The sequence below is a fragment of the Bradyrhizobium pachyrhizi genome, from assembly GCF_029714545.1.
Lineage (GTDB): Bacteria > Pseudomonadota > Alphaproteobacteria > Rhizobiales > Xanthobacteraceae > Bradyrhizobium > Bradyrhizobium pachyrhizi.
Map to the genome: position 1 here is coordinate 4,610,539 of NZ_CP121667.1, position 12,461 is coordinate 4,622,999.

The following is a 12,461-nucleotide window of genomic DNA, read 5'->3' on the forward strand; positions in this document are numbered from 1 at the left end:
AGAAACGATGAGCACGTCGCGATATCGCGTGATCTCGCTGAGCGGGATCAACATCGGCACTGTTTTCTACGAGGTGAACTCGATCGTCACCCTCACGCCGGGAGGCGCCAAGTACTTCCTCCTCAACAAGCAGATCGCGCTGGCCGACGGTCAGCCGCCTGTCGGCGTGCCGGAAGGTCCGAGCGAGGATGACGTCTCGATCCAGATCTGGATCAACAACATCGGCAAGGTGGTGTCGCTGACCAAGCTGCGGGACCTGTTCCCGAGCTTCAAGGGCGATCCTGGCGCTCAAGGCGTTCGCGGTCCCGCTGGCACGCAGGGTGCGCGCGGTCCGCAGGGTGACGTCGGTCGCGGCATCAAGCTCGCCGGCATCGTCGCCACGTACGATGATCTGCCGCCCGCAGCTGCTGATGGCAACGACGTCTACCTCACGCAGGACACCAGTCACGGTTGGGCGTGGTCGAACAGCGCCTGGATCGACATCGGTCCGTTCCGCGGCCCCGCAGGACCAGCTGGTCCGGCTGGGCCCAAAGGTGAGGCTGGACCGCGTGGTCCGGCAGGCGAGCAGGGTCCGCCCGGCGATCCCGGCGACCCGTCGCTGGCGCAGCTGACCGCCGCCAACGCGGCAAGTTCGAGCACCTCCTCGGCTGCGGCGAGAGACGCCGCTGACAGGGCGGCTGCCTCGGAATCGGCTGCTGATAGCTATCGCCAGATCGCGGTGGACAAAGCCGCTGAGGCTGCAACCAGCGCTGCTACCGCTCTCACCAACAAGATCGCCACCGACCAGGTGATCACCACCACGAATGCGATTGCGGCTGCTGCCGCGGCGTCCGCCACTGCGGCGGGGAAGTCCGAGGCGAACGCCAAGACCTCTGAGACCAACGCAACAACCCAGGCTGGGATTGCATCAGACTGCGCCACGCTGTCGACCACCAATGCGATAAACGCTTTGGACAGCGCCACGGCTGCTGCCGCATCGGAGAACAATGCGGCCAACAGCGCGTCGGCAGCCGCCACATCGTCTTCGCGTGCGGCGACTTCCGAAGGTAATGCCGCTGCCAGCGCAGCCGCGGCCGGGACCTCGGCGTCAAATGCATCCACCTCTGCCGGAAACGCGCAGGCGAGCTACACGAACGCGCTGAGTGCCTACAACAATTTGAGGGGGCAGTACTACGGCGCTCAGGCGAGCGACCCTGCGACCGATCCTCTTGGCGCGGCGAAAGACGCTGGCGACTTCTATTTCAACACCGCGAGCAAGACCATGCGGTACTGGAATGGAGCGGTCTGGCTCGACATGTTGGCGCAAGCCGCGGTCGGCCAGTGCAAGCTGATCTATGTCAATGTAACCACGATCAAGCTGATCCCGTTCAACGGCAATCTGATCAAGATCAACGGTCAGCTCTACCAGATCCCAGCGGCTGGCATCACGCTGACCAGCTCATACTTCCTGGCAAGCACGAAGCAATACATCTACGCCACCGTCGTGGGTGGCGCGGTTACACTGACTGTCAGCACGACTGGACACACCACCAGCGTGACGGCGCCCAGCATCGGCACTGAAGTGATGGCTGTCGCTGGCGGCGAAACACACACGCTCGTCGGCATGGTCATGACCGGAAGCTCAAGCCAGTTCTATGATCAGGTCGACACGAGGTGGGTTCGCTCCTGGTTCAATGAGAGCGGCGTCACCGTCGCTCAGTATTCGGCCAACAGCGTTTCAACGACGTCTGGAACTCCGGTCGAGCTTGATGCAGCCGTTCGCTGCTACATTCTGATGTGGGCTAACGAAGCGTTTATTCACACCGTCACGTCCTCTGCGCAGAACAACGTTGCGGGCGCTCTGACGTACCTTCTGCCCGGCTCGACCACCGGCACCTACGGCCTGCAGGCCTATTTTCATCAAGATACCGCAGGCTACGCACGGCCAATGACCACGTCCTACGCACTCATCGCGTCCGCGTCTGCGGACGTGACGCAGATCTTCTCGATGTGGGGACAGGTCGGCTCTGGCACAGGCACTTTCACCTACAAAACAGTATCAGTAATGACGGTGCGCCGATGACGCCTCTCGCCCAAGTCTTGTCTGACATTCGCCCCGGAGCGCAGTGGGTGCTCCGTGGCGAAACCCTTTCCGACCTCGAATGGCTCGACGCCGAGCAGACGGAGCCGACGCAGGCGGAGGTGGATGCCCGCCTTGCTGCGCCGGTAGTGCCCCAGTCCGTGACCCCTCGGCAGATCAGATTGGCGCTCTACCAGATCGGTTTGCGTCAGGCGGTCGAGGACTACGTCAACAGTCAGGACATCACCGTCCAGGATAGCTGGAACTACGCCACCCAGATCGAGCGGACCAATCCGCTGATCCTGGCCTGCAAGTCGGCGCTTGGCAAAACGGATGAGGAGCTGGACCAGCTCTTCATACTGGCAGCGTCAATCACCTAATCGGCCGTCCTTCGGGGCGGCCTTTTCGTTTCAAAGGACCGCAATGCTGTTCTCAATTATCATGGGTCTTCTGCCGAAGTTCGGGACATCGTTCCTGGACTGGCTGAACAAGAAGACCGACGCCGATCTGGAGAAGTTCAAGACCGCGGTCGGCGGCGACGTTCAGTTGAACGTTGCCGAGCTGCGCTACAAGGTCGAGGTCGCCCGCATGGCGGCCGAAATGCGCAAGGACGATCGGGAGCACTGGTTCACTGCCTGGATGGTGCCTGTCGCCTTCGCGGTCCTGTTCTTCCACGTCGCGGCAGTCGTCTTCGACTCCATCCCGTTGCTCGGCCATGAAGTCGGCAGCTGGCGGATCGCCGCGCTCCCCGCGCCCTATAACACCATGCAGGAACAAATCGTCCTGACGATCTGCGGTGTGGCGGGCATCTCCTCACTCAAGAAAATCTTCTCCCGATGAAATCCGTAACCGACAGCTCGCTCCCCACCGACGTTCTCAACGCAAAGGGGCCCATCGTCATCAAGTTCGAGGCACGCTGGTGCCAGCCGTGCAAGGCGATGACCCCGATGCTGGAAGCGATCGAGAAGGATCTGGCCGGCAAGGTCACCTTCGTCAAAGCCGACGTTGAGCACTGCGTCGCCGCCACCCAGCGCTTCAAGGTCGGCCAGGTGCCGGCGCTCGTGGCCGTCAAGGACGGCATCGTCACCTCCATGAAGACGGGAGCTGCGCCGAAGCAGGAGATCCTGAAGTGGGTCGACCTGGCTTTCCCCGGCCTGCGAGACTGATGGGCTACCGGTTCGATCTGGAAAACCGGGTCGCCGTCCACGACCGCGGCTTCATCGTGGCGATCACGGACCTGTACGACAGGTTCGGCGAATACACGGATGATCCGGAGGAGGCCGTCGTCATCGGGATGGTCATGCCCCCGGACGGCATGTACGTCACCCTCGATCTGCGTGACCTTGACGAGGACGACATCGTCACGTCGCTCCAATAACAAGAAGAAAAGCAAATGACTGACACGCCACGTCGTCGGGGTCGCCCGACGAAGGAGGAGTCGGCTGCCCGCAGAGCTGCGGCAGAGGCTGCTGCCAAGAAAGATGAGGCGGAGACCGCCTTCCTCGACGAGGTTCTCGGAGAACCCATCAAGCGCCGCAACACGAAGCTGCAGCCGGACGAGATCACTCTCCGGACGCTCGGCGAACTGGGCAAGCTGTTCTGCACCCAGGAAGAGGCCGCCGCCGTGCTTGGCGTCTGCAAGAAGACCTTCTCGACCTTCCTCGGCGAATACCCCGACGCCCGTGAGGTCTGGGACGACGGCCTGATGCACGCCAAGGTCTCACTGCGCCGCAAGCAGCTGGCGCTCGCCGACAAGAATGCGCCCGCCGCGATCTTCCTCGGCAAGAACTACCTCGGCCAGAAGGACGAGAACACCACCAACCTCAACGTCACCAAGCCGGCAAACGAGATGACCGAGGACCAGCTCCTCGAGATCGCGGGGCAGGCCGCAGCTCCGCGGCAGCCGCCGGGCAAGAAATCCGCATCCGTTCACTGAGGATACATGAGCTTCGTCATCAATCTCATCGGCGGCCCCGGAGCCGGCAAGAGCACCACCGCTGCAGGTGTGTTCTTCCTGCTGAAGCTCCTCAACGTCCGCTGCGAACTGGTAACGGAGTTCGCCAAAGAGCTGACCTACGACGAGAACTGGAGCGATCTGAAGCGCCAGCTCTACGTCACGGCCGAGCAGGAACGCCGGCAGCGGCGCCTGGTCGGCAAGGTCGACTTCATCGTGACCGACTCTCCGCTGTTGCTCGGCGTCGCCTACGTCTCGGAAGAGCGCGAGCGCCACGCGGTGGAGCAGTCAGCCCGTAGCCTGTTCGACAGCTACAACAACCTGAACTTCATCATCGAGCGCGTGAAGCCCTACCAGCCCTACGGTCGCAAGCAGACCGAGGAGGAGGCGAGGGCGATCGACAAGCGCCTGCTCGATGACGTGTTCCGCGGCGAGAGCTTGATCCCGATCACGGGAGACGAGACCGCCGCCAGGTCGGTCCTGCATGCCATGTCCGGCATGGGCCTTCTGCCGGAACTGTACGGAACATACGGCTCCCCACAATAGCGAGTGACCGATGGCTATCGACCGACGTCGCGCTCTGGGCGTCACCGAGAGCATCCGTCGGCAGCGGCGCGAGCTTTTGGAGATGAGCCTCCAGCAGGCGCGCAATTTCTCGGAAGCAAAGCGGGAGGTCCCGCCGATCGCTCCGACCCAATCACCGAGCGACCCGCCGGTCGTTCAGCCCCAAATCAAAAAGGAAATGAAGATGGGACTTCCCCACCTCGTAATCGTCGGCGCCGATAAGGGCGGCGTCGGCAAGACCGTCGTTGCGCGCACCGTGCTCGACTACTTCAAGGCCCAGGGCGTCGATGCTCGTGCGATCGACACGCAGATGCCCGAGGGTAACCTCAAGCGCTTCCATCCCGACGTGACCGAAGTGATCGACCTGTCCAGCTCGGATGGTCAGATCAAGGTGTTCGACGGCCTGTCCGCCAGCCCGGTGACGGTGATCGACATCCAGGCCGGACTGCTGACCCCGACGCTGACCCTGCTCAGCGAAATCGGTCTGCTGGCCATGGTCGAGGACGGCAAGATGAACGTGACCGTGATGCACGTCATCGGCAGCACCGTCCAGTCGCTGAGCGAGATCGAGGGCGCCTCGAAGATCCTCACCGGCTCGCGTCACTTCATCGTCAAGAACCACACGAACGACGCCGCGTTCTTCGCCGGTCTCAACGTGTCGACCGACGTCCTGAAGATCGGCACCGCGCTGATCGACATCCCGAAGCTCGACGAGCGCGCCACCGAGTACGTCGAGGCGGCTGCCACGTCGTTCGCCAGCTACGCCAAGACTGGCGAGTCCTTCACCATGCGCGGCAAGGTCGGCTTCTGGGAGAAGGGCGTGTTCGCCCAGTACGACGCAGCCAAGCTGCACATCGTCTAATCGAGGAACGCCCATGTCATCCATCACTCTCGTCCACCAGAAGCTCCAGGTGGAAGACGCCCGCCTCATCACCGTGTCCGACATCGTGGCCGGCACGGACGGCGTCTATGTCCGCACCGTGAAGTTCTACGGCGACCCCTACGTGTCTGGTGCGCCGACCGCGCTCGCCGAGATCGTCCTGCGGTCGGAGAACATCGCCGACCTGGAGATCCAGGCCCCGGGCTTCAAGTACTGATCAAAGAGAACAAGACCCCTGACGGGATCGATCGCGGCAGCCGGAAGCGCAAGTTACCCGGTGGCGATCGACCGCAACACTAAGTCCTGAATTAACAGGACGATCCTCTTGGCCAGAGGGCGTGGGGTCCTCTTTTTCGCGCTTCGGCGCACGGCGAGCGCAAGCTCGCGGGCTGCTCCTGCGGGACAGTCCCCAAAATCAAGAAGAACATGAACAACCTGATCGACGTCTCCCCCGAGGAGGCGGCGGCCGAACTCCTGCGTCGCAAGAGGGGCCGCGAGCACCTCATCGATTTCACCGAGTACACGCTCCACAAATACTACGCCGACCCGTTCCACCACCTGGTTGCCCAGAAGTTGGAAGCGGTCGAGCGCGGCGAGATCAAGCGACTGATGCTGTTCGCTCCGCCGCGGCACGGCAAGTCGGAGTTGTCCACTCGACGCTTCCCCGCCTGGTACATGGCTAGGAACCCCGAGAAGAACGTCATCTCGGCATCCTACAACGGCGACTTCGCAACGACCTTCGGTCGCGACGTCCGCAACATCGTCCAGGGCAAAGAGTTCAAGACGCTCTTCCCGGACGCCAAGATCCGCACCGACAACCGCGCTGCCGACGAATGGGAGCTGGAGAAGGGCGGCAAGTACTTCGCCGTCGGCGTCGGCACAGGCACCACCGGTAAGGGCGCCAACCTGTTCCTGATCGACGATCCGATCAAGGACCGCAAGGACGCCAACTCCGCCTCGTTCCGACAGGACCAGTGGGACTGGTACCGCGACGTCGTTTACACCCGTCTCGAAGAGGACGCCGCAATCGTCCTCACCCTGACGCGGTGGCACTACGACGACATCGCCGGCCGGCTCGTCGACCTGGCGCAGTCGGGCAAGGGCTTGCCGTGGGACATTCTGTACCTGCCGGCGCTGCCCTACACCAAGAAGGTCAAGCGCGAGGACGGCACCGAAGAGGTGATCGTCAACGACGACGGCTCGGTCCCTGGCGACGCTCTCGGGCGTAAGCCGAACGAGCCTCTGGCGCCGAACCGGTTCTCCTACGCGGCTCTCACCGACCGCATGGACGTTCTCGGCGAGCGGTCATTCGCTGCGCTCTACCAGCAGCAGCCGATGGCCGACGACGGCGGCATGTTCAGCGCCGCATGGTTCGAGGCTCCCGGCGAGATGCCGGCCCGCCGCGTCCGCGTGCGTGCGTGGGATTTGGCCGCCACAGCTGACGGCGACTACACGGTCGGCGTCCTCATGTCGAAGGACATGAACGGCGTCTTCTACATCGAGAACGTGATCCGCTTCCGCGGCTCGTCGCTCGAAGTCGAGAAGAAGATCTTCGACACCGCGCGCAGCGACGGGCACTCGGTCCAGATCGTCATTCCGCAAGACCCGGGCCAGGCCGGCAAGAGCCAGGCCCAGAATTTCATCCGCCGGCTCGCCGGCTATCGCATCAAGGCAATCCGCCCCACAGGATCGAAGGAGACCCGCGCCGCAGCGTTCGCTGCGCAGTGCGAAGGTCGCAACGTGAAGATGGTGAAAGCGCACTGGAATGAGTGCTTCACCGATGAGTTGGAAATGTTCCCGCTTGGCACCCATGATGACCAGGTGGACGCAGCGTCCGACGCCTTCAACGAACTCCTCGGTCCTCGCAAGGCCGCGATCCTTGACTGGTAACGTCAGGACGTCCCCCAGAAATGGCCGACACTCAAGTCAAATACACCCCGTCCCCCAAGGCGGGCAATCCCGGTCAGCTGTCTTCGGCAGCCACGACCATGCAGGCTCGCACGTCGATGCTCCGCGCCGTCTATGGCGGCACGGAGACCATGCGGGCGCAGGGCGCCACGTTCCTTCCGCAGTACGAGAAGGAGTCGGACACCCGCTACGCCGCGCGCCTGGCTTCCACCTTCGCTCTCAACAAGCTCAGGGAGGCCGTGGATGCAGCTTCGGCGAAGCCCTTCCGAACCCTCCTGAAGTTGCAGAACACCGATCCTGACCTCGATCTGTGGGCCCAGGACATCGATTTGCAGGGCAACCACCTGCACATCTTTGCTCACCAGTTCTTCAACAACGCCATGCTCGACGGCATGTGTCACATCCTGGTCGACCACCCGGACACCTACAACATGAAGAGCCTGGCCGATCAGAAGGCCTCAGGCGCTCGACCCTTCATGAAGATGTACAAGGTCGACGACGTGGCTGCGGCCTACGACATGTACGTCGGCGGCGACACCAAGACGGTCCACGTCCGCATCCGCGGCCAGCGCGCCGAGCGCGACGGCTTCAAGGAGGTGCTCTACAACCAGATGCGGGTGATCGAGATCGACCCGACCAAGACGTCCGGCATCGTCCAGCTCTGGGAGCAGAAGGCGACGTCCGGCGGATCGAACTGGGACTTCATTCAAGAGACCCCGCTGCAGAACATGGCCGAGGTCCCCTTCGTCACCATGTATGCCGGCGAAAAGGAATCCGATTACCTGGCGCGGCCGATCTTCATCGATCTCGCCTACAAGCAGATCGAGCACTGGATCTCCAGCTCGGATCAGCGGTCGATTCTGTCGGCAGCTCGCTTCCCGATGCTGGCCTGCTCCGGCGTCCAGATCGACCCGGATGACGAGAAGCAGTTCGCGATCGGCCCCTATAAGGTGCTTTACGCGCCGGAGGCCAATGGCCGCTGGTATTATGTTGAGCCCCGCGGCACAGCGATCGAGAGCGGCGCCAAGGATCTCGACAAGCTCGAAATGCAGATGGACATGATGGCGCTGAACCCGGTCACGGGCACGCACCGTCAGTACGTTCCGCAGAACGAGCGCGACATTCAGGAGACGCGAGTCCACTCGGTCGTCCACGACATGGCGATCAACTGTCAGGATGCGATCGAGAAGGCCATCCTCTTCATGGGGCAGTGGACCGGCAAGGACTACAGCCAGGTCCAGACCATCCTCAACACGGAGTTCTCGAACACCAAGGACCGGATCGAAGAGGTCAAGCAGCTCGTCGCATTGTACGAGAAGCGCGGCATCTCGCGAGAGACCCTGCTGAAGGAAGTCTACAAGCGAAACCTGCTGGGTGATGACTTCAACCTGCAGACCGAGCTGTCCTCGCTGGCCGCGATCGACCAGGCCCTCACGGCAGCCGGAGCGACCGCCCCGAACGCCGCGCCGGCCGACCCTAATGCTGCCCCGGCCAAGCCGGACCCGGCTGCTGCAAACAGCAACACGCCTGCAAATGGGGGCGGAACCAATCCGCCACTCCCGAACTTTCCTGCTGGTCAGACGCGCCCCAAAAAGCAAATCTGATTGACCTGTGCAAACGCACATGATAGCAGGCGCGTCCCATGGCTGACATCGTTCTGGAACTCAAAGCTGAGCAGTATTTCTGCGAGCCCTGCTCATTGAAGCAGGGCACGCTGGTGCGCGAGCTTGTCCGGATGATCCCGAAGTCCGTGGTCCTGTTCGATAAGCTGGTCGGGGACGAGTACTATTGCTGCCCGATCTGCTTCGAGCCCAAATTCACGGTCAAGGGCAAGAAGAAGGTCAAGCATGGCCAAAAAGCTGGCGAAGTGGCAGCACATCCTGAACCTCGAAGCGAGGGCGAAAGGCCTGCCGGCCCCGTACTCGTTAAGTCCTGACGACGAACCGCCGATGCCCTCCGGTAGCCTTACGCGGCCGGAGGTACTCGGCACTCCTGCTGGCGATCCACATGTTCAGCAGATCGCAGGAGATGTCAGGATGGCCAGGAACGTCGGGCTGGCCTTCCTCCTCGGGAAGGCGGTTCCAGCCCTGTTTGCATTGTGGCTGATCTGGATGATCTTCGGCCGGTAGGCATTTGCATTTTGTTGGGGTGGGGCTTGACAGAACCCCCATATCGTGGGTATAGATTTGCTTGAATGCAAATGGAGTGACCGTGCAGCTCTTCCTCAGCAAAAACCTCGTCCAAGCCTTCCGCTTGCCCCTTTGGGGCCAAGCCGCTGACGAGACGCCGCCGCAATGGCTGGTGTCCCGCATCATGCTGGGTGAGCTGGAGATGAACAGCTTGGGCGGTCTGACGTACGCCACGCCGTTTGGCGTGCAGTCCTGCGCCGCTGGCGACATCGTCGTTTTCTACGCAGACAACTCCATCGGGTTCGAGAAGCCCGAGACCTTCGAACGGGACTTCTCACCCGTGGAGGAAATTTCTCTGGCTGCCTGAGCGCTCGATTAGGCTCTGCCTGCGAGATACCGAAAGGCGCACCGTATGGGCGCCCGCTCACACCAATCTCACTCCGACTTCTAGCCCGCCAGGGTCAACCACCTGGCGGGTCTTTTTCGTCGCGGGTTCGCGCGCTCCTGGGTTCCTCCGGTAGAGCGCGATTTCGGCGGTCTCAGCTCGCATCCTGCACAAGACGGGCAGGGATACCTCTAAGAGCGCGCCGCACGCCCGCGCCGCCGCCGAACAAATTCTTGGCAAGTAGCTCAGTCGGTAGAGCGCCTCGCTGTTAACGAGGATGTCGCAGGTTCGACACCTGCCCTGCCAGCCAATCATGGGTGCCGGTGATCCGGCTTGGGCCTCGTAGCAGGCCGGTACAGCAGCTCGCTGCCGAGGCCAGCCCAACCTTCAGAAATTCGCCAGCAACGCACCACGGAGCGCCGGGACGGCCTCCGAACGATCGCTGCCGGCAACTCCGATTCCCCCGCTCCTGGGGGATATCACCGGACCTCAAGGCGGGACGCCATGGGGTCTTTTATCACGAGGGGCGGGATGCCCCGCATTTCCGGGATGGATATGCTCAAAGCAGTCGTTACTGATCTCAATGAACTCGATGAGGGCCTCCGAGGCTATTACGTTGCGAAGGACGGGAAGTTCTTCCTGAACGTGACGCCGATCGATGGTTTCCAACTCGACAACACCCAGGGCCTGAAGACGGCGCTCGGTGCGGAACGCAACAACGTTGCCGTGCTGAAGTCGCAGCTGCAGCCCTACGAAGGCCTCGACGCCGCCGCGGCTCGCACCGCGATCGAGCGTGTCACCGCCTTCGGAGACATCACGCCGGACGCCGCGCGCACCGCGGTCGAAACGGCGGCACGACTGTCTGCACTCGATCCCACGAAAGAGGCTGAGCAGATCGCCAACACCAAGGTCGAGACCCTCAAGGGTCAGCTCCAGGCACAGTGGACTGTGCGTGAGACCGAGCTGACCACCACGGTCAAGAACCTGGAGACGGCGAACAACAGCCTGACGGGGCAACTGAAGACTTTGATGGGCGACAGCCAGATCAAGTCCGAGGTCGCAAAAGCCAACCCACTGGACGACGCGCGGGATGCCGTCGAACTCCTGGTGAGCAAGTACGTTCGCACGTCCATGAAGGACGGGAATGTCGTGGTCGACGTGATCGACCAGAACGGCAACCCGCGCATCAAGGACCACGCGGGCACCGCGTTCACCGTCGCTGATCTCGTTGCTGAGATCCGCGAAAGCCGCGCCGCTCTCTTCAAGCCCGACGAGAAGCGCGGTCTGGGGACCAACCCCAACAGCAACAGCGCAGCGCCGGCCGGCGGGGTCGTGAACCCCTGGGCCGCGGAAACGCGCAACATCACCCAGCAGATGGTGCTGGAAAACACCAAACCCGAACTGGCCAAGCAGCTCAAGGCTGCAGCCGGCGTCACGGACTAACACCCAAAACGCTCATTCAATTCGCACTCGCCGGGACGTTCGCGCCCGGCGTTTGCATGAATGCAAAAGCTGCACCCAAAGAGGGCAAAGGCCAGTCAAACTCAAGAGTGAGAAATGACTGAGACCCGTCTCGCGGACATGATCGTCCCGACCAAGTTCAACAAGTACGTCCAGGTTCTGTCGACCCAGAAGTCCGAGCTGTTCCAGTCGGGCATCATCACCGACCTGTCGAGCGTCATCGACTCCGAGATCGAAGGCAAGACGGTCAACATGCCGTTCTTCAACGACCTCGACGCCTCCGACGCCGAGCAGGTGCTCGACGACACGACCGACCTGACCGTCAGCAAGATGACGACCGGCCAGGACGTGGCCGTGAAGCTTCTGCGCGGTAAGGCGTTCGGCTCGACCGATCTCGCGGCCGACCTGTCCGGCGCGGACCCGATCGACGCGATCGCCAACCGTTTCGCCGACTGGTGGAACAAGCGCATGCAGACCGCTCTGCTCTCGACCCTGGCCGGCGCCATGGGCTCGACCGACATGGCGGCCAACGTCAATGACATCTCCGGTCTGACCGGCGGTGCCGAAAACTTCGACGCCGACTCGTTCATCGACGCGGCCTTCTTGCTCGGCGACGAGCAGGGCGGTCTGAACGCCGTGGCCGTCCACTCGCTGACCCTGAAGGCGATGGTGAAGGCCGACCTGATCGACTTCGTGCCCGACTCCCAGGGCAAGCTGACGATCCCGACGTATCTCGGCAAGACCGTGATCGTCGACGACGGCATGCCGGTGTCCGGCGCGGGCGCGAACCGCGTGTTCACCACCTACATCTTCGGCCCCGGCGCGATCGGCTTCGGCGAGAAGTCGCCCAAGACCCCGGTCGAGGTCGAGCGCCAGGCTCTGAAGGGCATGGGCCAGGAGTACATCGTCAACCGCCGGCAGTGGGTCATGCATCCGCGCGGCATCAAGTGGCTCGGTGCGAACCAGGCCGGCGTGACCCCCGCGAACAGCGAGCTGGCCGACGTCGCGAACTGGAAGCGCGTCTACGACGCGAAGATCGTCCGCATCGTGGCGTTCAAGCACAAGCTGGCCGCCTAATCGTCTGCCCTCAGACGGTTAACAGCTGAAACACAAGACCCTCC

General features: G+C 62.6%; 15 protein-coding genes and 1 tRNA gene. All 16 read left to right on the forward strand.

What is annotated here, in order from left to right; all coding sequences use genetic code 11:
* The first annotated feature begins 7 nt into the window (after positions 1-7).
* The gene (locus tag QA639_RS21540; protein WP_283087330.1) at positions 8-2,062 is read left to right on the forward strand and encodes a collagen-like domain-containing protein; all 2,055 of its coding nucleotides are present in this window, start codon (positions 8-10) and stop codon (positions 2,060-2,062) included.
* On the forward strand, positions 2,059-2,439 hold the full coding sequence (locus QA639_RS21545; protein ID WP_283087331.1) for a hypothetical protein: 381 nt from the start codon (positions 2,059-2,061) through the stop codon (positions 2,437-2,439). The genes QA639_RS21540 and QA639_RS21545 overlap by 4 nt, the downstream gene beginning before the upstream one ends.
* 43 nt (positions 2,440-2,482) lie before the next feature.
* Positions 2,483-2,899, forward strand: coding sequence for a hypothetical protein (locus QA639_RS21550; RefSeq protein ID WP_283087332.1), 417 nt, complete (start codon positions 2,483-2,485; stop codon positions 2,897-2,899).
* A complete protein-coding gene (locus tag QA639_RS21555) occupies positions 2,896-3,225 on the forward strand; it encodes a thioredoxin family protein (protein WP_283087333.1) in 330 nt (109 codons plus the stop codon). The genes QA639_RS21550 and QA639_RS21555 overlap by 4 nt, the downstream gene beginning before the upstream one ends.
* A complete protein-coding gene (locus QA639_RS21560; protein ID WP_283087334.1) occupies positions 3,225-3,437 on the forward strand; it encodes a hypothetical protein in 213 nt (70 codons plus the stop codon). Before QA639_RS21555 ends, QA639_RS21560 begins: the two co-directional genes overlap by 1 nt.
* 15 nt (positions 3,438-3,452) lie before the next feature.
* Positions 3,453-3,995, forward strand: coding sequence for a hypothetical protein (locus tag QA639_RS21565; RefSeq protein WP_283087335.1), 543 nt, complete (start codon positions 3,453-3,455; stop codon positions 3,993-3,995).
* Positions 3,996-4,001: 6 nt separating this feature from the next.
* Positions 4,002-4,559 carry an AAA family ATPase gene (locus tag QA639_RS21570; RefSeq protein WP_283087336.1) on the forward strand — a complete coding sequence of 186 codons (558 nt, stop codon included), beginning with the start codon at positions 4,002-4,004 and terminating at the stop codon, positions 4,557-4,559.
* Between the two features lie 202 nt (positions 4,560-4,761).
* Positions 4,762-5,439 (forward strand): P-loop NTPase family protein, encoded by a 678-nt coding sequence (locus QA639_RS21575; protein WP_283087337.1) that lies wholly within the window; start codon positions 4,762-4,764, stop codon positions 5,437-5,439.
* Between the two features lie 13 nt (positions 5,440-5,452).
* Complete coding sequence (locus tag QA639_RS21580; RefSeq protein ID WP_283087338.1) at positions 5,453-5,674, forward strand: hypothetical protein; 222 nt, start codon at positions 5,453-5,455, stop codon at positions 5,672-5,674.
* Between the two features lie 209 nt (positions 5,675-5,883).
* Entirely contained in the window at positions 5,884-7,347 is a 1,464-nt protein-coding gene (gene terL, locus QA639_RS21585; protein ID WP_283087339.1) for a phage terminase large subunit, read from the forward strand.
* A 20-nt stretch (positions 7,348-7,367) separates the two neighbouring features.
* Positions 7,368-8,969 carry a DUF4055 domain-containing protein gene (locus QA639_RS21590; RefSeq protein ID WP_283087340.1) on the forward strand — a complete coding sequence of 534 codons (1,602 nt, stop codon included), beginning with the start codon at positions 7,368-7,370 and terminating at the stop codon, positions 8,967-8,969.
* Between the two features lie 38 nt (positions 8,970-9,007).
* Complete coding sequence (locus QA639_RS21595; protein ID WP_283087341.1) at positions 9,008-9,301, forward strand: hypothetical protein; 294 nt, start codon at positions 9,008-9,010, stop codon at positions 9,299-9,301.
* A gap of 275 nt (positions 9,302-9,576) precedes the next feature.
* Positions 9,577-9,861 carry a hypothetical protein gene (locus tag QA639_RS21600; protein ID WP_283087342.1) on the forward strand — a complete coding sequence of 95 codons (285 nt, stop codon included), beginning with the start codon at positions 9,577-9,579 and terminating at the stop codon, positions 9,859-9,861.
* Positions 9,862-10,113: 252 nt separating this feature from the next.
* Positions 10,114-10,189, forward strand: a tRNA-Asn gene (locus QA639_RS21605).
* Positions 10,190-10,410: 221 nt separating this feature from the next.
* The gene (locus tag QA639_RS21610; protein WP_283087343.1) at positions 10,411-11,322 is read left to right on the forward strand and encodes a hypothetical protein; all 912 of its coding nucleotides are present in this window, start codon (positions 10,411-10,413) and stop codon (positions 11,320-11,322) included.
* Between the two features lie 114 nt (positions 11,323-11,436).
* Complete coding sequence (locus QA639_RS21615) at positions 11,437-12,417, forward strand: major capsid protein (RefSeq protein WP_283087344.1); 981 nt, start codon at positions 11,437-11,439, stop codon at positions 12,415-12,417.
* Positions 12,418-12,461: the final 44 nt, after the last annotated feature.

What these genes read in the sequence shown, in the direction of transcription:
- QA639_RS21540 (WP_283087330.1), top strand. Translation starts at nt 8, where the DNA reads ATGAGCACGTCGCGATATCGCGTGATCTCGCTGAGCGGGATCAACATC.
- QA639_RS21560 (WP_283087334.1), top strand. Translation starts at nt 3,225, where the DNA reads ATGGGCTACCGGTTCGATCTGGAAAACCGGGTCGCCGTCCACGACCGC.
- QA639_RS21555 (WP_283087333.1), top strand. Translation starts at nt 2,896, where the DNA reads ATGAAATCCGTAACCGACAGCTCGCTCCCCACCGACGTTCTCAACGCA.
- QA639_RS21595 (WP_283087341.1), top strand. Translation starts at nt 9,008, where the DNA reads ATGGCTGACATCGTTCTGGAACTCAAAGCTGAGCAGTATTTCTGCGAG.
- QA639_RS21575 (WP_283087337.1), top strand. Translation starts at nt 4,762, where the DNA reads ATGGGACTTCCCCACCTCGTAATCGTCGGCGCCGATAAGGGCGGCGTC.
- QA639_RS21545 (WP_283087331.1), top strand. Translation starts at nt 2,059, where the DNA reads ATGACGCCTCTCGCCCAAGTCTTGTCTGACATTCGCCCCGGAGCGCAG.
- QA639_RS21615 (WP_283087344.1), top strand. Translation starts at nt 11,437, where the DNA reads ATGACTGAGACCCGTCTCGCGGACATGATCGTCCCGACCAAGTTCAAC.
- QA639_RS21570 (WP_283087336.1), top strand. Translation starts at nt 4,002, where the DNA reads ATGAGCTTCGTCATCAATCTCATCGGCGGCCCCGGAGCCGGCAAGAGC.
- QA639_RS21565 (WP_283087335.1), top strand. Translation starts at nt 3,453, where the DNA reads ATGACTGACACGCCACGTCGTCGGGGTCGCCCGACGAAGGAGGAGTCG.
- QA639_RS21590 (WP_283087340.1), top strand. Translation starts at nt 7,368, where the DNA reads ATGGCCGACACTCAAGTCAAATACACCCCGTCCCCCAAGGCGGGCAAT.
- terL (WP_283087339.1), top strand. Translation starts at nt 5,884, where the DNA reads ATGAACAACCTGATCGACGTCTCCCCCGAGGAGGCGGCGGCCGAACTC.
- QA639_RS21550 (WP_283087332.1), top strand. Translation starts at nt 2,483, where the DNA reads ATGCTGTTCTCAATTATCATGGGTCTTCTGCCGAAGTTCGGGACATCG.
- QA639_RS21610 (WP_283087343.1), top strand. Translation starts at nt 10,411, where the DNA reads ATGCCCCGCATTTCCGGGATGGATATGCTCAAAGCAGTCGTTACTGAT.
- QA639_RS21580 (WP_283087338.1), top strand. Translation starts at nt 5,453, where the DNA reads ATGTCATCCATCACTCTCGTCCACCAGAAGCTCCAGGTGGAAGACGCC.